Here is a 19004-nt window from a genome sequence, read left to right as displayed (position 1 = left end):
TCCTCTGTAAGAAGAAAAATTCCGCATAGACCAATCAGGACTAAGCGGAAAAAATTCGTGACGCTAAAAAACTTAGGCCGTCAAAGACTTCAAGGCATCAGGCTGAAAACCAGAGAAGGCTTCCTGACCAGCAATTTGAACAACGGGTGTCTGCTTAAAGCCAGCATCCTTCAATTGAGCAAGATACTCTGGTTGTTCTTCGATATTAATTTCTTCGTAGCCAACCCCCATGCTGTCGAGGTAGCGTTTTGTCATTTTGCACTGTACACAATTATTTTTGGTAAAGACCGTTACTTGAGCCATACTTTTTGCTCCCACTTTCTTTTATATTTTTCAAGCAATTCCCTGTTGCACCCGCATTTACAAACACTAACAAGCAATTGAGCTAATTACTAGTTTAGCCGATTTTCCTTAGAGTTCAAGGCCTAAAACTGTCCGCACAAACATTTGTTCGCCCGAAGGCCTTTCTAATAGGCTTTTGATTTTGCATATTTTTTAATTCACAATATTCACTGTCTTTTTGAAAGTGCAATCTAATCACTTTTGTTCCGACACATACGTTTACTTGAGCCCATATTAACGCCTTTTTTTGTTCAACACCAAGAATTTCGCTTGTGAAATCAGTCTGGGCGAGAACACTAGACCAATTCTAACGTTAATAAAGATTATCTTCTTTGCTTCATAAAGTTTGCTATAATGGAGGAAATATCTAAATTATATAAGTGAGGTAATAACTGTGGATTCTGGTCCCTCGTTCTTGTTGAATGCGTTCGTCATCATCTTTATTTTGTTGTTGGCGGTTTTGTTTACACTAACGGAATATTCTCTTGTTAAGGTGCGTTTGTCTGCCTTGGAGGCCCTTCAGGCTGATCGCGAAAAGCCATCAAAAAACATTGCACACGCCATTCATATGGTGTCACACCTAACGGAGTTCTTATCGACTGCTCAAGTCGGAATTACATTAACATCATTGATTTTAGGTTGGATTGGTGAGGAAACCGTTGCCGATTTGATTTTAGCAACCCATATCCTGCCAGCTGACTATGCCAAGCCTGTCGCTTCTGTTGCGGCCATCGTTATCTTTACGATTATTCACGCCGTCTTCACCGACTTGGTGCCAAAAAACATTGCCATTCAAGAACCAATCAAGGTCTTGTTGTTAATTGTGCGTCCAGTCCGCTTCTTTCATGTTGCCCTCTTCCCATTCATTTGGATTCTAGATCACTTATCAAATTGGTTAACCCATTTGATTGGTTTCCAGGTCACTAATGATGATGATATCTATTCACAGACGGAAATTCTTTCCTTGTCAAAGAGTGCTGCTGAAGCTGGTGAATTGGATACCGAAGATTTGACCTTTATGCAACGAGCCTTTGAAATGAATGATAAGGTCGCTGCTGACGTCATGATCGATCGCACATCAATGGATGTTATCGATGTTCATGACACGATTGCCAAGGGGCTAGATGAGTATTTGCAAAAGCGTCACTCTCGTTTCCCAGTTGTCGCTGACAACGATAAAGACAAGGTTTTAGGTTATGTTTTTAACTACGACCTTGTTCGCCAAAATCGAATTTCTGGGAAAAACCCCGTTGCTCAGATTATGCGTGACATTCCTGCCGTCCCTGAAAACATGGACCTACACGATGTCATGGATGAAATGACCATTAAGCGGTCGCCAATTGCCGTGGTCGTCGATGAATACGGTGGTACAGCCGGAATCATTACTGATAAAGACATCTATGAAGAACTGTTTGGTTCTGTTCGGGATGAAATCAACGATGAATCCGATGAATACATCGAAAAGCTTGGAAATCAACGCTACAAGGTTTCTGGTAAGACGACCTTGTACGATTTCCAACGTTACTTCCAAATTCATGTGAAGGAATTTGACGACGATGAGGCCGTTACCTTGACCGGTTACGTTTTGAAACGCGATCCTGATTTCCGAACTGGCGACTCCTTACGCATTGACAACTATCAAATTACGGCACTTGATTACGAAAATGCCTTTATCCCTGAATTTGCCGTCAAAGAGCTTGAAACCAAACCGGAACCTGACAACACAGATTCTGATGATGAGGATAACAAAAGCACTTCTGAAAGCAAACCGTCCATGTCTGAAAAAGACCGTGAGCGCTTAAAGTTTCAGCTTAAGGGTAAAGATAACGACCCCGAATAATGTTTAAAAAGTCGACGAATTTTCGCCGGCTTTTTTAATTAAAAAATCAGTCCGAAAGGTCAGCAAAGCATTTGGCTCGCCTGCCTTTCGTGGTACACTAGAAACAAGAAATCTTCCAACAAAAGAAGAAAAAATAGATTTGAAGGAGTCTTATTTCATGGCAGGAATTGATGTTTATATGGTCCGCCACGGCCAAACTTACTTTAACCTTTTACGCCGTTTCCAAGGATTTTCCGACGCACCGTTAACGGATGCTGGCATCCAAGATGGACACAAAGCCGGTCAACGCCTCGCCAAGATTCACTTTGATGGTGCTTACTCTTCTGATTTAACACGGGCCATCCACACTGCTCGCTATGCCTTGAGTGAAAATCAAGCACAGTCACCAGTTGAGCCAACTACTCTGCCCAACTTCCGTGAAGAAAATTTTGGTTCTTATGAAGGACGCGACTCTCAGGTTACATTAACTGACCTGAATGCTCGGGTTCCAAAAGTCTATAATGCTTATGCCGACATGGTTGGAGACCTCGGTATGCCGGCTGTAATGGATATTTTCCATGATGCAGACCCCTACCACCTAGCCGAATCCTACCAAGAATTTGTCAACCGCATTGAGGCTGGCTTTCAAGACCTTAAAAGTCGCCACCAAGACGGCGATAAGGTTCTGCTTGTTTCCCATGGGACAACAATTCGGGCAATCGCCGATTACTTTGGTCACCCTGAAATGGCTGCCCAATCGGTGCATAACGGTGCCGTCATGCACCTGCGCCTAAGCGATGAAGGTGCCGATATTTTGGCCTTCAACGACATCACGACCATTTTTGACTAAAACATTTCTTATTCGATTATTCCCAGACCGCTACTGAAAACAGGGCGGTTTTATTTCACAGAAAGGCCTGTGTATGCCTAAAACCTTTAAAGAAACATCACAAAAACCAAGCCGACCTGTCCTTTTGGCCGGCCTACGCACAGATCAAAAACAAAACCTAGAATATGAGTTAACAGAGTTGGAAAACTTGGCCTTAGCCAATAACTTACAACCAGTTGAAACCTTTCTCCAATCCTTGGACCGTCCCAATCCAGCTACTTACTTCGGTAAGGGTAAGGTAGATGAGCTCAAGATGGCTGTTGAAACCTATGAGGCTGATTTAATCGTCACCAATGATGAGTTATCCCCATCACAAATCAGAAATTTAGAAGCCGAAACTGGTGCAACAGTTGTTGACCGGACTGGCTTAATCCTTGATATTTTTGCCGAACGAGCTCAAACTAAGGTGGCTAAACTGCAAGTTCAACTAGCCCGCCTACAATATCAGCTCCCCCGGTTACGGACTTCAATGTCTGTTTCATTAGACCAGCAGACTGGGGCCGGTGGAGCCGGTTTTACAAGCCGTGGTTCCGGTGAAACAAAGCTTGAACAATCCCGTCGGCGACTGACCAACGAAATGGTCGCCATCAAGAAGGAGTTGGCAGAATTACAAAAGGATGCCTCAACGCAAGCCAAGCAACGGCAGGAATCAGAACTACCAACTGTTGCCCTGGTTGGTTATACCAATGCCGGTAAATCAACATTAATGAACCAACTCTTAGCCCGTTTCGGCCAAGGCGCCGGTAGTGACCAAAGCAAGCAAGTTTTCGAAAAAGACATGCTCTTTGCCACCCTAAACACCACCATCCGCCAGTTGACACTCCCCGATAAGACACAATTCCTGCTTTCAGATACCGTTGGTTTTGTTTCCAAGTTACCCCACCACTTGGTCGCTGCCTTTGAGTCAACTTTGCAAGAAGCCGCTCAAGCCGATTTACTCTTGCAAGTAGTCGATATTTCTGACGCCCATTATCAAGACATGATGACGACAACAAAGGAAACACTGACCCGTCTGGGCATCACAGATAAGCCGATGATTACCATCTATAACAAGGCGGATGTAGCCGAAATGGCCTTTCCACTAGTCGATGGTGATCAGTCGATTACCATTTCTGCCCGAGACCGAACTTCGCAAGACGAGGTTTTGACGCTTATTAAGAAGACGCTCTTTGCCAACATGGCTGAAGTCAGCCTCCACGTGCCCTTTGCAGACTCAAAAATTGTGGCTGAAATCTTAGACAAGCATGCCCTTTTAGCGCAAGACTTCAACGAATCCGGGACAACCATTCGTGTTTCCTTGAAACCAAAAGAAATCGAACAATACAAACAATACCTAGACTAAAAAAACGGCCTGACAATGACGTCAGGCCGTTTTTTAGCTGTTTGTTGCAAGTAGGCCTAAATTAATGATTTAATTTAGAAATCAGTATTAAGTAACTAAAAATAGCATACCCCTGCAAAGCCTATTTAAGCTTTTCTTTTATCTCCAAGAGGAGGCTGCGGCAAAAAATAGATACTACTAGTGAGAACAAAAATACGAACAGCAGCACCACAAATCAGACCTAACTGATAGCTAGGACTTCCATGTAAATTCTTAAAGACCCCAAAGCTAAAAAAGTACAATAGTGCAAATAGAATCAGTACCAAAGCCCAACGGTTTTTTAACAGATTGACCGGATGTTTAATTGTTGTGTACATCGCTACAATAGCTGAAATTCCCATAATCATTAATCCAATGCGAATTGCCGTTGCCAATTGAAAATAGTTGTTCATCACTGAAAGCCCCAGAAAAATAATATTAACAATATAGGAAACGGCATACAGTTTCTTTTGCCGATTAAACTGACTGTCAATCACTTCATAATGTTGAATCAATTCCATATCCTCTTTCAATAATTCATCCAAAGAAACGGCAAACTGATTACTAATTGCCACAATTTCGGCTATTCCTGGATAACTTTTCCCATTTTCCCAATTCGAGATCGTTTGCCTGGTTAAATGTAACTGTTCTCCTAATTGCTCTTGAGTCATCTTCGCAGACTCTCGTACCATCTTTATTTTTTCACCAATTAACATGCTATACTAATCTCCTTTGTTTACAATATAACGAGACACCGTCAAATTTTCTAGCAATTCTTTTTAACATTTTCTCCGTTCACCATGTCAAAAACTTTTTGCATCGAAAATAAGGCGTCAGTAGCCTAGCTAATCGCCCTTCATCAACCGACTACCGCTAAATAACCATAATGATTGTAATGATTGGTCCATACAAAAAGGACTAACAAGAGTCTTCTTGTTAGTCCTTTTGATCATGATTGCCCCTGCTGGGATCGAACCAGCGCATGGAGGTACCAAAAACCTCTGCCTTACCACTTGGCCAAGGGGCAGTCGTTAAGCAGTGGCTGTCACAAGGGCAGCAATGGGAGCGGTAGGATTCGAACCTACGAACCCGAAGGAACGGAGTTACAGTCCGTCGCGTTTAGCCAGACTTCGCTACACTCCCGTATATCTTTACGACCATAATAGTATACCAAGGTGACATGATTTGCGCAAGCTTTTTCTTTGCTTTCACTGGCCAAAAAATTGCTCAATTTGTTCCACTGGTTACCTCAGAAGTGTCTGACCAACTTGTCAGTTGCCACCAATACAACCAATATTAGTCACTATCTGACATGCCCACTAAAAAAATTCACTCTTCAAAAAATCGTTTTCTTGATAGGCTCAGCAAAGTCATCCGTTGACAATAACAATCAAATAACTAAGATTATTTTTTTGATGCTCGTCTCTCACCTTCTACTAACAGAGATCAGAAAAAAGCGGTATCGAACTCCGTCACAGTGTGGCTGTTGTTCGCAGCAAATGGCAGTCAAAAAAGCCAGTCCTTAAGGACTGGCTTCTGAGCATTACTAATTTTTAAGCAGAAAAATCAAAAATTCTTACTTGTGCTTGTTACCTGGGAAAACCCAGTTCCACTTACCAAAGATTTTCATCATGGCTGGCACAAAGAGCAAACGGACGATAAAGGCATCAAAGAAAATTCCAAATGAAAGTGCCAAACCAACTGATTTGATTGTTGGGTCAGGATCCAAAGCAAATGACCCGAAGACAGCAATCATAATCAATGCGGCCGTCACAACGATTGGACCTGATGACTGCATCGCCACCGTCACTGCCCGGTCGTTATCACCGGTCTTTGCATATTCTTCCCGGGCACGTGAGACCATAAAGACCTCATAATCCATTGCCAGACCGAAAATCAAGGCCGTTGCAATGATTGGCAAGAAAGAAATAATTGGTGCCCCCTTAGCAACACCGAAGAGTCCCTTCATAAAGCCTTCTTGGATGACCAACGTTGTAAAGCCAAAGGATGCCAACAATGACAAACCAAAGCCAACCATGGCCACCGCAGGCACGATAAATGAACGGAAAACAACCATTAATAAGATGAAAGCCAAAACAATAATCGTAAACGCAAAGAGTGGTGTGGCATCGTTAAGCTTCTTGGTGATATCCAAGTTCACGGCATTAATTCCTGTCATGGTAATCTGCGCAGAGTACTTTGACTCCGTGGTGGCAGAGTAATCCTTGATCTTATTAACCAAATCAGTCGTTTGCTTAGCCGCTGATCCCTTAGTTGGAATCACGACCATCATGGCATACTTGCCATCAGCACTAACTTGGTAAGGCTTAGATGCCTGAGCAATAATCGCTTGCTTAATTTGTGCAGCAGCTTGATCCTGTTGAGCTTGGGTTGGTGCCTGGCCTGTTGCTTGGGCTTGGGCCATCATCTTTTGCTGAGCTTCTTGGGTCAATTGCGTCTGCAATGTTGCCGCCTTTTGCTGGTCTACCGTCAATGGGGTCATCATCTTGACCCCATTCAGATCGCTAATATGTTTAGCAATCTTGACCAAGTTCGCTTCGTTGTTCGCTTGACCCTTATCAGTATCCAGCTTAACGACAGCAATCAAAGGTGAGTTAACTCCCTCCCCAAACTTATCAGAAATCATGTCATAGGCCTGACGCTCTGTTCGATTATCAGGCAGTGAGCCGTTATAAGGCATTCCCAAGCGCATGTTTTGCGCTGGTAGGGCAATTGCAGCCAAGGCCAAGATTGCTAGAATTGAAACTGTCCAAGGGTGGCCAGTAATCAATTTTGTAATCTTGGATGGGTGCTGAGCCATATGGTCAACAGTCTTATTATTGGGCTTAACGAACTTCGCACAAACGGCAATCAAGGCTGGCAAGAATGTCAATGCTGAAACAACTGCCACAGCAACGGCGGCAGCGGTTGCCAAGCCCATCGTTGTTACAAACTCAATCCCCGCAAAGGCCAAACCACAAACGGCAATAATCACTGTCACACCAGCGAAAATAACTGAACTACCAGCCTCAGACAGGGCCAAACCAAGCGCCGTCTTCTTATCGCCATTGGTATCAGCCAAATCAGTCCGATACCGGTTCAAGATAAAGAGTGAGTAGTCAATACCGACCGCCAATGACAACATCACTGCCAACGTTTGACTAACACTGGCCAATGTAATGACGTTTGTTCCGATAGTAATCAATAATATCCCGGAAATTAAGCCGACAAGCGCTGAAATAATTGGCATTCCAGCCGTCACAAAGGACCGGAACAAGACTAACAAGAGGACGAAGGCAATCGCAATTCCAATTAATTCGGACTTGCCTCCCAATTCCATCGGAGTAACCTTTACTGATCCGGTAAAGGCAACCTTGGTGTTGGAACTCTTCACCTTGTCGTTAAAGGTCTTCTTCACACCGTCGATGGCGTCTTGAGAAACGTTGGTTGAATCGGCCTTAAAGGTGATATCAACATATGTCGTCGTCTTATCAGCACTAATCACTCCCGTTGTATAGGGGTTTGAAATCGACTTAATGTCTGAAGAATACTTCTTTTGTAGCTGATCAATAGCAGAAGCCACTTCGGTCTTCGTATTGTCGTCAGCAACACCAGTCTTCTTATTCTGAATAACGGCCTTCATGGTTCCGCTATTCGGGTTCATCTTAAACTCTTTTTCAAGAGTACTTTGAATGTTGGTTGATGGAATACCAGTAATTGTTAAATTCGTGGTGTAATGAGAACCAAGTCCCACGGCCCCACCAATTAAAACAGCCACGGCAACCAACCAAACCAGGAAAGTTTTGAACTTATTTTCATAAATCCATTCCCCTAGACGTTTGAGCATGATGCTCCTCCTTTTAATGAATCATTGTCTATATTTTAGTCGTGATAAGTATATTATGAAAGGGATAAAATTGTTATACTGTCCCTTAGAGTGACAAATTTAAGAAAGTGTCTCATTTTCAATTCCAATGGCTAATAAAAATTACGACTTAATGCACAACCACATCATGGAAACAGCGGCTGCACTATTCGTAACCGTCCCTTTTTCCAAATTAACGATCAAGCAAATCTGTGAGGCCGCCAATATTAATCGCAACACCTTTTACAGGCACTTTGTTGATAAATATGCCCTGCTAGAGGTGATGCTCACAGAATCAATCACCCGTCTTTTTAATCAAGTAGACTTAGATGATTTTCGTCAACATCCATTTCAAGTTATCGCGACCATGAAATTTTCGGCAGAGATGTCAATCCTTGATTTTCAACTCAACGATTCATTGTTTCAGGATATTTTTGATAGTCTGATTTTTAAAATATTACAAGAATTTACCACTGACCAGGATTTTTTGTGGAGCCTTGGTAACATGTATATTATCCGTCTTTGGAACCATAGCTTAGCCAAACCGTATACGCTTCATGAGGGATACCCGATTTTTGACCAAATGTTCAATGAGAGAAAGTTCCCTGACAATCTCGACCATTAAGCAACAATACCATTCGTTGACCAAGAAAAAAGCCAGCTCACTTGAGCTGGCTTTTTCTTTATCTTTAACTTTTATCAGCAGAAAAAATTTGAAAGATGTCAGTTTTTCTTTTTATTACCCGGAAAGGCCCAGTTGGTTTTGCCAAAAATCTTCAGCATTGCTGGCACGAAGAGCAAACGGATAATAAAGGCATCAAAGAAGATACCAAAGGCTAAGGCCAAGGCCAAAGACTTGATGGTTGGACTAGAATTCAAAGCAAATGATCCAAAGACCGCCATCATAATCAAAGCTGCCGTGACCACAATTGGACCAGAATCCTGCATGGCAACGGTCACTGCTCGGTCGTTATCACCTGTTTTCAGATACTCCTCACGAGCTCGTGAAACCATAAAGACTTCGTAATCCATCGCCAAACCAAAGAGAATGGCCGTGACGATAATTGGTAAGAAGGAAAGGATGGGTGCTGCCTTGGCGACACCAAAGACTTCCTTTAAGAATCCTTCCTGAATAACCAATGTAGTAAAGCCAAAGGAAGCCAAGAGCGATAGACCAAAACCAGCCATCGCTACCGCTGGAACAATGAAAGAGCGGAAGACAACCATTAACAAGATAAAGGCCAAAACAATAATCGTGAAGACAAAGATTGGTGTCGCGTTATTCAGCTTTTTGGTAATATCCAAATTGACGGCGTTTACTCCAGTCAAGGTAATCTGAGCACCGTACTTTGCTTTCGTCGTGTTGTCTGAATAATCCTGAATCTTGTGGACTAGATTAGTTGTCTCAACTGCTTCAGACCCCTTCTTTGGAATAACGACTAACAGCGCATACTTGCCATCTGCAGAAATCTGATAAGGCTTAGTTGCCTGCGCCATAATCACTTGCTTGATTTGAGCGGCTGTCTGATCCTTTTGCGCCTGAGTTGGCAGTTGTCCAGTTGTTTGAGCCTGCAAGGCCATCTTTTGTTGGGCCTCTTGTGTCAGCTGCGTCTGCAAGGTCGCTGCCTTTTGCTGGTCAACTGACAAAGGTGACAATGTCTTTGTACCAGAGAGGCCAGTCAAATGACTGGCAATCTTGGCAACATTGGCCTCGTTAACCGCAGCTGATTGGTCGGTGTCTAATTTAACAACAGCAATCAATGGTGAATTAATCCCCTCACCAAACTTATCAGAAATCATGTCATAAGCCTGACGTTCCGTTTGCTTTTCTGGCAAAGAGCCGTTGTAAGGCATTCCCAAACGCATATTTTGCGCCGGCAAACCAATACCAATCAAAACCAATACGGCAACAATTACCACCAGCCATGGGTGGCTCGTCAAAAACTTCGTCAACTTGGCTGGGCTCTTGGCCATGTGATCGACCGTCTTGGTATTTGGTCGAATAAACTTAGCACAGGCCGCAATCAAAGCTGGCAAGAAAGTCAACGCTGACAACACGGCAATGGCCACCGCAACAGCAGCAGCAAAGCCCATGGTTGTCACGAATTCAATGCCAGCAAAGGACAAGCCACAAACAGCGATAATAACCGTCACACCGGCAAAAATAACGGACTTGCCGGCTTCTGACAAGGCATTTCCTAAGGCCAGTTTTTGGTCACCGTTTGTCTCGGCCAAATCAGTCCGGTAGCGGTTCAAGATAAAGAGCGCATAATCGATTCCAACTGCTAAGGCCAACATCACAGACAAAGTCTCAGCTACATTGGCAAGGGTTGCAAAATTCGTTCCAATGATCACGAGGAACAAGCCAGTCACCAAGCCAACCAGGGCAGAGACAATTGGCATTCCAGCAGTAATAAAGGAGCGGAATAGTACGAACAACAAGGCAAAGGCGATCACAACCCCAATGATTTCGGAAGAACCACCGATTTCAAACGGCTTTAGCTGGACGGTGCCAGTGTAAGCAACCTTTGTCCCACTGGTCTTCACTCGATCATCAAAGATAGAACGAATACCGGTAATCGTGCTATGGGACACTGATGTTGAGTTTGCTTTGAAGGTAATATCGACATAGGTAGTCGTATTATCAGAACTAACAGTATTGTTGGTATAAGGGTTGGCAATCGTCTTAATATCAGCAGCATACTTGTCCTGAACCTTGGCAATGGCCTTGGCAACATCCGCCTTGGTCTTTTCATCAGTGATCCCCTGCTGATTTTGAACGACAACCTTTAACGTACCACTGTTAGGATTCTGATGAAATTCCCGTTCCAGGGTACTTTGGATATTTGTTGATGGGACGCCACTAATCGTCAAATTTTCTGAAAAATGCGAACCGAGACCGATGGCACCGCCACCGACAACGATAATGGCCGCCAACCAAATCAGGAAGGTCTTCACTTTATTTTCATAAATCCATTCCCCAAGTTTTTTGAGCATTACTTCTCCTCCTTTTTAATCATCATGAACATTTTAGTGATTAATTTAGAAGATTTGAAGAGTCAAAAAATGTTACACTGTTTTAAAATGCAACAAAAATAAAAAAATGTTGCTTTTAGCGGGGGTGGGAAACTTTTATGGAAAATAAACGATACGATTTAATGCATCGCCACCTATTGCTGACTACTGGCGAATTGCTCCATGACATCCCCTTTTCCAAAATAAAAGTGAAGGAAATTTGTGATGCTGCAGAGGTCAATCGCAACACATTTTACCGTCATTTTGTGGATAAGTATGTACTTTTGGATGAATTATTAAATACAAGTGTTCAATCAATCTATGCGACACTCGACCTTGACCAGTTTAAAAAGTTTCCGTTTGAAACCATTAAAACCTTCCACTTTGATGGTACTATCGAAGTTTTAGAATTCCAACTACAGGACCGTGCCTTTGAGGACTTATTTTATAAGTCAATTTTTAAAGCCCTTTCCACTGTCACAACAGATCAAGAGTTACTCTGGTTAATCGGCAACCTCTACGTTGTCCAGCTATGGAATACCAGTCGCGATACTCCATATGATTTGCGTCGTGACTACCATCTTCTCGATCAAATTGTAGCCAACAAGCAGTTTCCGACAGCGAATGCTAGCAGCCATAGCAAGTAAAAAACGCCCAACAGGTACCGTTCATTTGAAAGTTAACTTTTCTTTCAGCTGAACGGCAAAACTGTTGGGTGTTTTTTTAACACCAATAGGAAATGAGAGCCAGTGTAAAAAATATAGCACCAATCAGCATAATAGCGACCACAACGATTAGTTCAATTAAAAATCTACTATAATTTTTATCGTCATCCGACATCCGGTCCCCCTACTTTGTCTATCTCAATCCATTTTTACCAGCAGATATTACTCAAAAAGTTAGCAATCACTCTTTCAATATTTTAACAATTTCTCTCAAATACAACAACAAAGTTACGTGATGAGCGAACTCGTGCAATAAACGAAAGACTTATGCCGATTAATTTTTGCCGTTCTCATGAGAATACCAGTTGCAGTTGCTAAACCAGCTTATCAGTATCAAGCTCGACTAATGCCAGACATTCTGCCAATTTTCTGACCGTTCTGGCGGTTTTTATATCTTTTAAAATGGAAACCTGCTACAATATTAGTACCGTATTGGAGTTATATCCGGCTTTTAACGCTAGCCGAGTCTCTACCGCCCGGCAAAAAGGGCGACTATCACCAAGGGTTTTTTGAGCACGCTTGGGTACTGCGTGCTTTTTTTGTTGTCTGTGGGATGGGGCTGCTCCAATATTTTTGTTTTTTTATCATAACTTTTGACCAACTGAGAATGATTGGTCAAACACAGGAGATCTCATGGAAACACCCAACCACCCCCTTCCAAAGTTTCAGGCCCTACTCTTAGGGCTGCAACACGTGCTGGCTATGTACGCCGGTTCCATCCTGGTACCACTGCTAATTGGAACGGCCTTGCACTTTAATAGTACGCAACTGGCTTACTTGATTTCAGTGGATATTTTCTGTACCGGTTTAGCAACACTCTTCCAATTGAAGCAAACTCCCATCACCGGTATCGCTTTGCCCGTTGTTTTGGGTTCATCAATTCAAGCAGTTTCACCATTAATTAACATCGGCTCAAGCCTCGGTTGGGGTGCCATGTATGGGGCCACAATCGTGGCTGGCCTTTTCGTTATCTTGATTGCCGGAACCTTCGCCCGCCTGCGCGCCTTCTTCCCACCAGTCGTTACTGGTTCATTGATTACCGTTATTGGTTTAAGTTTGATTCCAATCGCCCTGCAAAACTGGGGTGGCGGTAGCTTAACGGCCAAATCATTCGGTGAATGGCAAAACCTTCTAATTGGTTTTGTGACCATCGTTTTAACATTGCTCTTAATGAAGCTGGCAAAGGGCTTCTTAAAGGCCATTGCCGTCTTGATGGGCATTATTTTAGGAACCCTTTTTGCAGCCGTCCTCGGCCGTGTGTCATTGACACCAGTTGCTGACGCTGCCTGGTTCCACCTTCCCCAACCATTTTTCTTGGGAACACCAACTTTCTCATGGTCGGCCTCATTGACGATGATAATCATCGTCTTAACTGCTATGGTCGAAGCTACCGGCGTTTACTTTGCCTTGGCTGATTTGACTGGTAAAAAATTAGAACAAAAGGACTTGGCCCGTGGTTACCGCGCCGAAGGGTTCGCCGTTGTCCTTTCTGGAATTTTCAATACCTTCCCTTACTCCACCTTCTCACAAAACGTAGCGGTCGTTCGCCTTTCAGGTGTGAAGACCAAGCAACCCATTTACTATGCCGCTTGCTTGCTCTTGGTTTTGGGACTGTTACCAAAGTTTGGTGCCCTGGCTACCATCATTCCCTCAGCCGTTCTAGGTGGGGCCATGATGGTCATGTTCTCAACGATTGCCATTCAAGGTTTGCAAATCCTCGGTAAGGTCAACTTGAACAAGGAAGGCAACCTTTTGACGGCCGGCTTATCAATCGGTGCTGGCTTGGGCATTAGTTCAGTGCCAACCCTCTTGGCTCACTTGCCAGAGCAATTGCAGATGGTGATGACCAACGGCGTCGTCATGACGACTGTTGTGGCCGTTGTCCTTAACTTGCTTTTAAACGGTTGGCCGAAGGCTGCTCAAGCCGATAACGCTTAAGTTTACCATCTAAAAAATCTGCTGTTCCCCCAGGCGAAAAATCAGTCTCACTGATAACCAAACTGGGTACAAGGACAACAGATTTTTTCTTTTTTCCACACTCCTTTGATTGGTCCTACCTATTCTGGCGTCCAAGAAAAAAGGCCTGCGGGTAGGCAGGCCTGATTTGATCAAAGATAAAATTAGTGTTGAAGTAGGGTAATAATCGAGATGACTTGGATCCAGCCATTGTGGAAAACGTGCATGATAATCGAGGATGACAACTTATCCGTTTTCTTGTATACGTAAGCCAACGAAAACCCGACAATGGCATACGGTGGCAGGTCTAAAAGTGAGACCCAAGTGTAGGAACTCAGGTGATAAAAACCAAAGGACAAGGCCGACAGCACAACAACCAGCCAGGGAAATTTCACTGACTTGAAATAGCGGAAAAAGAGTCCACGGAACAGGATTTCTTCCATCACCGGTCCTAAGAAGACAATAATCAGTGAAAACATTACCAATGAATAATGGCCACCGACCTGCATGATATTATCAATGGCGGCTTGATTTTCCGTCGTCCCATGGGTCAACTTATAAAAGAACAAAATTTCAATTTCGTTCCAGATGACCATCCCCGACCAACCTAGGAGATAAGCTGCAATGATCGTCCCAAATTCTGACTTGGTGGGCCAGGCAATCGTTTTCAAAGAAAAAGATAATTTGGCCTTGTTCGCTTTCATGGCCTGCAGCCCAAAGCGTACAAAACAGTAGGCTAAACCAAGACCCAGTATCAGAACCGCATAGCGGTGCTGACCAGAAAAATAGACCGACCCCTGGATAAAGACCATTGCCGCATATTCCAGGGCAAAGAAGCCCAAAAAGGCCGCCAAATTTAATAGAAAGGTTTTGGTAAGCCTCATCCACTTGATGAGCTTGTCTTGCTGATTGGGCATCCACTTCATCAACTTGACATGTCTGTCTTGCTGATTTGGTAGCCACCTCATCAACTTGATGAGCTTATTTTGCTGATTTCGCATCCACGTAATCCTCATTTCATTAGTTTTTAATGTACCATATCTCTTGCAGAATGCCAACTTTTGCCCTTGTAGCAAGCTTTTCCCCTTGGTAAAATATTAATTAGATTGCCGCTTGTAAGCGGCCTTGAAAAAGGAGTCCTCATGAAGGAATTAGAAGCACGAATTAAAGAAGACGGCCGCGTCTTGGGCGCTGATATTTTGAAGGTTGATTCCTTTTTAAACCATCAAATCGATCCTAAGCTGATGCAGGCCATGGGTGCCGAATTTGCCCGCCTCTTCAAAGACCAGGACATTACGAAGGTGATCACAGTCGAAGCCTCTGGCATCGCCCCAGCCGTGATGGCGGGCTTGAGTCTTGGCGTCCCCGTCGTCTTTGCACGCAAATCAAAGTCGCGCATTCTCTCAGATGATGCCTACACCGCTGACGTCTACTCATATACAAAGCAAAGCAGCAACCAAATCAGAATTGATAAGCGTTTCTTATCAGCCGCGGACAACGTCTTACTAATCGACGACTTCCTCGCCAACGGCCAGGCATTGTTAGGCATGAAGGCTTTAGCTGATGAGGCGGGTGCGACAATCGTCGGGGCCGGCATTGTAATTGAAAAGTCATTCCAACCTGGACGCCAAGCTGCCATCGAAGCCGGCTTAACGAATATTCACTCTTTGGCTAAGATTGCCGCCTTTGAAGACGGCCAAGTCATTTTTGACGACCTGGACTAAGCCTAGGTCATGTCAACACAATTCAAACTGGACCGTCCTTGCGCCCTTTGACAATGCTTGGTACCGTTAATTAATCTGTTTGATTAGTCATCGGTACTTTTTTATTATCACTACAATCACTCTGTATCGCAAAAATTCCTATCGAAAAATCAATTTTCATAGAAGAAATAAAGCCATTGGCCAGATAACTGGCCAATGGCTTTTTAAATTTTATTAAAAGTCCCCGTCGGCAAAATTTTAATCAAAAAATCTGCCAATATCAACACTAGTAAGGCTGGAATTAGCCACAGGGGCATACTGATATTACTTTCATAGACCTTCGTTTGATAGTAGTAATCGACTAAAGATAGAAAAATTGCTACTGGTTCAATAATAAAAGCCCAGGAGGGTAAGCCCGTATCCCGATAACGTCGATAAGAAATTGACAAAAAAGGAATAAGGTTAAGCAGCCAAAAAACCGTTAATAGGAAGGTTACCAGGACTAACGTCACTAGGACGACCCAATAGGCCTTCGAGTTGTCAGCAACGGACGCAACTGTTTGCACCAAGTTGCTCAACAAGTACAAGACCAACGAATAACCCAGCAGACTAATCGCTGAGTTAATGAACATGACCGACCAATACTCCGAGCGAGAAGTCTGACCCCTAAAATGAAAATAATCTTCCCAGTATTTTTTGTATGATTGTATCAACCTTCTCACCCCCTCTCTGTGCCAATCAACCTCGACATTATACCATCAAGAAGCAATCTTAAAAATCCTGATGGCCGCCTTAACACTAAAAAACAGCCCAGCCGGGCTGCTTTGCATACCAATCAAGAACGGTGCCGACCGAAGGCATCGGTTGGTGTTAAGTTAATCACCAAGATGACAATTTCAACAATGGCCCAAAGAATCATGAGCCAAAGAGAATTTAAGGTACCACTGCCGCCAGCAGCATTATAGGCATCATTTAGTAAAGCTACTAGCGAAGCCCCTGGCAAGAGATAGGCTAAAACAACCAGAATAAACCACCAGCCACTTAGGCCAGTGTCAATAATTCGTCGACTTTGCAAAGACAAATTAGGAATAATTGTTAGCAACTGATACAAAACAACAAAAACAATCACAAAACCAGCTAAACCAGTCGCTGCTTGTGACTGACTGCCATCATTCAAGGCAGAGTCCAGTGCAGAAAAAATCGAACTGCCGCCAATAGCCGTTGCCACAATGCCAATTAGAATGTTGGCCAAAACAACCCACCAAAAATCAGACCGGGTTGATCGACCAGAAAAACTGAAGTACTTCTTCCAATAATCTTTATAAGCAGATAACATATCCATCCCCCATTTTACTTTTCTCTCAATCGCTTTTATCTTACCACTCTTCTTCAATAAGAACTACCAAAAAATGACTGATTTTTAAGTGTTTACCATCGTAAGTTAACTTGTCTCAAACGTTATTGCCAGATGAAAAGCCCGACCAACGGCCAGGCTTCAAAAAATTAACGTTTTCGTGCAAAGCGATTGGTTCCGGCTAAGTTAATGACCAAGAGAACCAATTCAACCACCGCCAAGGCCAAAAGCAAGAGGACATTTTGAACAATCGCGTAAGCAATGACTAATGCCCAAGCCACGACCGGAAGGACAAACCAACGGGCGCTCAGTCCAGTATCCAAGATACGGCGGTATTGCAAGGACAAGTTGGGAATAACGGTTGCTAAACCATAAAACAGTGAAAAAATTAAAGCCAAAGCTGCAATTCCCACAACCCCGAAACCAATGCCGGAAACACCATCATATAGGAATTGTTGTGCCAATCCCCAAATGGATCCTCCGGTTAGCAAAAGAACTACAACAGTCAAAAGGAGATTATCAAGGACCACTAGCCAAAAATCAGCTAGACAAGCCCGCCCAGAAAAGTCCAAATACTTACGCCAATAATTTTTATATGCTTGTACCATCATCATTGCTATCCGACCTTTCGAGCCCTCTATTGCTCATTGTAGCACCAGGGTTACCGAATGTTTAGCATGAACAAAAAAGGACCCACTTCCATGAGTCCTTTTCTGCAACTAACTTTTGTACGATGATCTTATTTTTCTTTCTTGAAGGCATCTGTCTTAGACACGCTGATGACAAAAACAGCTAAGTTTAAGAAGAAGATAGCAGCTGTAATAGCGCTGTTTTGTGCCGCAGCACTAATTGACAAAAACTTGCCAATCACAACTAAGAGAAACCACCATGGGCTAAGACCTGTATCAACGATTCGTCGGTACTGCAATGATAATCTGGGAATGAAGGTCGCTAAGGCATAAAAGAGAGCCAATAAGAGCAAAACGATTAGTAAGCCTAACATTGGCGTATCGGCTTGCGTAAAATGCCCATAATCAACATACTTCATGATGGGCCCAACAGCAACACCAGCAAAGACCGCTATCCAAAGCAACCAAATAATGGTATTGGCCAGGATAAACCACCAATAATCAGCTCGCGTTGTCCGACCGTTAAAGTTAACGTAATTCTGCCAAAACTTTTTGTACGCTTTAAACATTTTTTCTCCTTATCGCGTTACTCAAGTTAAAACCGCTTTGACTATTTTAGCATAAGACTTGGTATGATGACCACCGGGCTTGGTGAACTCCTAAAGGAGAAAAGCTCAGATAGAGGTAAGTCGTGCTATCCCTGATACCGTTTTTGAAAGTGATGAATGGGCTGGGAAACTGCTTTTGCTCAAGGCGCCGTCGACGACATCGTAAATGCTGATAGTTTAATCTCGGGGATACGATTTTTTTGACATAGTAAACTTGATTTAACCGGATCATTCGTTGCGCCTCATTAACACAATAATAATTAAAGTAATTTATTACGCCTATTTGAACCACTCGGGCGCCTGTGTTTTGGCGCTGTTGCATTTTGATTGATTGTGATGTTGCCGCATTGCCATTGTTCATAACAGTTAACCTCCTTTTGTACTAGGTTAGTGACATGGAGCTGCACTCGAAAATTATCCGTGTGCCGCCCCAAAAAAGTATTGGTTAAGTGCTTGAAACCATATTTGATGCAAATGACCACCAACCGAATCAAGCCACTCATATTCGGCCTCCTTTCGTTTTGATACCTCATTTATAAGGTAAAAAGCAAAGGTGCGCTAGCGTTTCCCCACACATTGTCAGCTCACTTCCCTAACTCGCAACATACCGAACAAACCAGTAACATTAGTCCGCAGCAAAAGTATAAAAACTATTTTCTCCCAGGGTAATTTCAGCAAAAATCAGCAAAAAAGGACAAACCACTCGTGGTTTGTCCAGAAATCATAGCTATCGCTGTCA

16 protein-coding genes and 2 tRNA genes are annotated in these 19004 nt (G+C 43.3%); 7 read left to right on the top strand and 11 right to left on the bottom strand.

All coding sequences use genetic code 11. From position 1 onward, the window contains the following. Positions 1-72 precede the first annotated feature (72 nt). The gene (gene nrdH / locus ACSYSH_RS06370; protein ID WP_059394000.1) at positions 73-303 is read right to left on the bottom strand and encodes a glutaredoxin-like protein NrdH; all 231 of its coding nucleotides are present in this window, start codon (positions 301-303) and stop codon (positions 73-75) included. Positions 304-736: 433 nt separating this feature from the next. Between nrdH and ACSYSH_RS06365 the strand changes: the two genes are divergently transcribed. The 3 genes from ACSYSH_RS06365 to hflX all read left to right on the top strand — a co-directional run bounded on the left by ACSYSH_RS06365 (position 737) and on the right by hflX (position 4392). Next, positions 737-2182 (top strand): hemolysin family protein, encoded by a 1446-nt coding sequence (locus ACSYSH_RS06365; protein ID WP_491702161.1) that lies wholly within the window; start codon positions 737-739, stop codon positions 2180-2182. Positions 2183-2339: 157 nt separating this feature from the next. Beyond that, positions 2340-3011, top strand: coding sequence for a histidine phosphatase family protein (locus tag ACSYSH_RS06360; protein WP_489816268.1), 672 nt, complete (start codon positions 2340-2342; stop codon positions 3009-3011). A gap of 73 nt (positions 3012-3084) precedes the next feature. After that, on the top strand, positions 3085-4392 hold the full coding sequence (hflX, locus tag ACSYSH_RS06355) for a GTPase HflX (protein WP_491702162.1): 1308 nt from the start codon (positions 3085-3087) through the stop codon (positions 4390-4392). A gap of 125 nt (positions 4393-4517) precedes the next feature. Here hflX and ACSYSH_RS06350 read toward each other — a convergent pair whose 3' ends face one another. The 4 genes from ACSYSH_RS06350 to ACSYSH_RS06335 form a co-directional block, all read right to left on the bottom strand. Beyond that, a complete protein-coding gene (locus ACSYSH_RS06350) occupies positions 4518-5126 on the bottom strand; it encodes a helix-turn-helix domain-containing protein (protein WP_491702163.1) in 609 nt (202 codons plus the stop codon). 239 nt (positions 5127-5365) lie between these two features. Next, positions 5366-5437: transfer RNA gene (locus ACSYSH_RS06345), tRNA-Gln, on the bottom strand. A 33-nt stretch (positions 5438-5470) separates the two neighbouring features. Further along, positions 5471-5553, bottom strand: a tRNA-Tyr gene (locus ACSYSH_RS06340). 433 nt (positions 5554-5986) lie between these two features. Beyond that, the gene (locus ACSYSH_RS06335) at positions 5987-8257 is read right to left on the bottom strand and encodes an MMPL family transporter (RefSeq protein ID WP_489816265.1); all 2271 of its coding nucleotides are present in this window, start codon (positions 8255-8257) and stop codon (positions 5987-5989) included. Positions 8258-8423: 166 nt separating this feature from the next. Here ACSYSH_RS06335 and ACSYSH_RS06330 point away from each other — a divergent pair, with 166 nt between their 5' ends. Further along, the gene (locus tag ACSYSH_RS06330) at positions 8424-8900 is read left to right on the top strand and encodes a TetR/AcrR family transcriptional regulator (protein ID WP_252774312.1); all 477 of its coding nucleotides are present in this window, start codon (positions 8424-8426) and stop codon (positions 8898-8900) included. Between the two features lie 98 nt (positions 8901-8998). Here the strand turns inward: ACSYSH_RS06330 and ACSYSH_RS06325 are convergent, their stop codons facing one another. Beyond that, the gene (locus ACSYSH_RS06325; RefSeq protein ID WP_252774313.1) at positions 8999-11272 is read right to left on the bottom strand and encodes an MMPL family transporter; all 2274 of its coding nucleotides are present in this window, start codon (positions 11270-11272) and stop codon (positions 8999-9001) included. Positions 11273-11409: 137 nt separating this feature from the next. Between ACSYSH_RS06325 and ACSYSH_RS06320 the strand changes: the two genes are divergently transcribed. Together ACSYSH_RS06320 and ACSYSH_RS06315 are read left to right on the top strand one after the other, a co-directional pair. Further along, entirely contained in the window at positions 11410-11937 is a 528-nt protein-coding gene (locus ACSYSH_RS06320) for a TetR/AcrR family transcriptional regulator (RefSeq protein ID WP_252774314.1), read from the top strand. 711 nt (positions 11938-12648) lie between these two features. Then, positions 12649-13953: a nucleobase:cation symporter-2 family protein gene (locus ACSYSH_RS06315; protein ID WP_489816264.1), complete on the top strand. Its 1305-nt coding sequence runs from the start codon at positions 12649-12651 to the stop codon at positions 13951-13953. Positions 13954-14135: 182 nt separating this feature from the next. On the opposite strand, the gene ACSYSH_RS06310 is transcribed toward ACSYSH_RS06315, so the two are convergent. Then, positions 14136-14972 carry a CPBP family intramembrane glutamic endopeptidase gene (locus tag ACSYSH_RS06310; RefSeq protein WP_491702165.1) on the bottom strand — a complete coding sequence of 279 codons (837 nt, stop codon included), beginning with the start codon at positions 14970-14972 and terminating at the stop codon, positions 14136-14138. Positions 14973-15113: 141 nt separating this feature from the next. Between ACSYSH_RS06310 and ACSYSH_RS06305 the strand changes: the two genes are divergently transcribed. After that, on the top strand, positions 15114-15695 hold the full coding sequence (locus tag ACSYSH_RS06305; protein WP_489816262.1) for a xanthine phosphoribosyltransferase: 582 nt from the start codon (positions 15114-15116) through the stop codon (positions 15693-15695). 203 nt (positions 15696-15898) lie between these two features. Here the strand turns inward: ACSYSH_RS06305 and ACSYSH_RS06300 are convergent, their stop codons facing one another. The 4 genes from ACSYSH_RS06300 to ACSYSH_RS06285 form a co-directional block, all read right to left on the bottom strand. Continuing rightward, positions 15899-16396 carry a DUF805 domain-containing protein gene (locus tag ACSYSH_RS06300; protein WP_491702166.1) on the bottom strand — a complete coding sequence of 166 codons (498 nt, stop codon included), beginning with the start codon at positions 16394-16396 and terminating at the stop codon, positions 15899-15901. A 113-nt stretch (positions 16397-16509) separates the two neighbouring features. Further along, positions 16510-17016, bottom strand: a complete 507-nt coding sequence (locus ACSYSH_RS06295) for a DUF805 domain-containing protein (protein ID WP_491706149.1) — start codon at positions 17014-17016, stop codon at positions 16510-16512. Positions 17017-17177: 161 nt separating this feature from the next. Then, a complete protein-coding gene (locus ACSYSH_RS06290; protein WP_491702168.1) occupies positions 17178-17642 on the bottom strand; it encodes a DUF805 domain-containing protein in 465 nt (154 codons plus the stop codon). A 125-nt stretch (positions 17643-17767) separates the two neighbouring features. Beyond that, entirely contained in the window at positions 17768-18226 is a 459-nt protein-coding gene (locus ACSYSH_RS06285; protein ID WP_252774321.1) for a DUF805 domain-containing protein, read from the bottom strand. Positions 18227-19004 lie beyond the last annotated feature (778 nt).

This window comes from Fructobacillus sp. ESL1117, from assembly GCF_058508565.1.
The sequence above is the reverse complement of the archived record's forward strand: the minus strand, read 5'-3'. Positions and strand labels throughout refer to the sequence as shown.

What these genes read in the sequence shown, in the direction of transcription:
- nrdH (WP_059394000.1), bottom strand. Translation starts at nt 303, where the DNA reads ATGGCTCAAGTAACGGTCTTTACCAAAAATAATTGTGTACAGTGCAAA.
- ACSYSH_RS06360 (WP_489816268.1), top strand. Translation starts at nt 2,340, where the DNA reads ATGGCAGGAATTGATGTTTATATGGTCCGCCACGGCCAAACTTACTTT.
- hflX (WP_491702162.1), top strand. Translation starts at nt 3,085, where the DNA reads ATGCCTAAAACCTTTAAAGAAACATCACAAAAACCAAGCCGACCTGTC.
- ACSYSH_RS06350 (WP_491702163.1), bottom strand. Translation starts at nt 5,126, where the DNA reads ATGTTAATTGGTGAAAAAATAAAGATGGTACGAGAGTCTGCGAAGATG.
- ACSYSH_RS06335 (WP_489816265.1), bottom strand. Translation starts at nt 8,257, where the DNA reads ATGCTCAAACGTCTAGGGGAATGGATTTATGAAAATAAGTTCAAAACT.
- ACSYSH_RS06330 (WP_252774312.1), top strand. Translation starts at nt 8,424, where the DNA reads ATGGAAACAGCGGCTGCACTATTCGTAACCGTCCCTTTTTCCAAATTA.
- ACSYSH_RS06325 (WP_252774313.1), bottom strand. Translation starts at nt 11,272, where the DNA reads ATGCTCAAAAAACTTGGGGAATGGATTTATGAAAATAAAGTGAAGACC.
- ACSYSH_RS06320 (WP_252774314.1), top strand. Translation starts at nt 11,410, where the DNA reads ATGGAAAATAAACGATACGATTTAATGCATCGCCACCTATTGCTGACT.
- ACSYSH_RS06315 (WP_489816264.1), top strand. Translation starts at nt 12,649, where the DNA reads ATGGAAACACCCAACCACCCCCTTCCAAAGTTTCAGGCCCTACTCTTA.
- ACSYSH_RS06310 (WP_491702165.1), bottom strand. Translation starts at nt 14,972, where the DNA reads ATGCGAAATCAGCAAAATAAGCTCATCAAGTTGATGAGGTGGCTACCA.
- ACSYSH_RS06305 (WP_489816262.1), top strand. Translation starts at nt 15,114, where the DNA reads ATGAAGGAATTAGAAGCACGAATTAAAGAAGACGGCCGCGTCTTGGGC.
- ACSYSH_RS06295 (WP_491706149.1), bottom strand. Translation starts at nt 17,016, where the DNA reads ATGGATATGTTATCTGCTTATAAAGATTATTGGAAGAAGTACTTCAGT.
- ACSYSH_RS06290 (WP_491702168.1), bottom strand. Translation starts at nt 17,642, where the DNA reads ATGATGATGGTACAAGCATATAAAAATTATTGGCGTAAGTATTTGGAC.
- ACSYSH_RS06285 (WP_252774321.1), bottom strand. Translation starts at nt 18,226, where the DNA reads ATGTTTAAAGCGTACAAAAAGTTTTGGCAGAATTACGTTAACTTTAAC.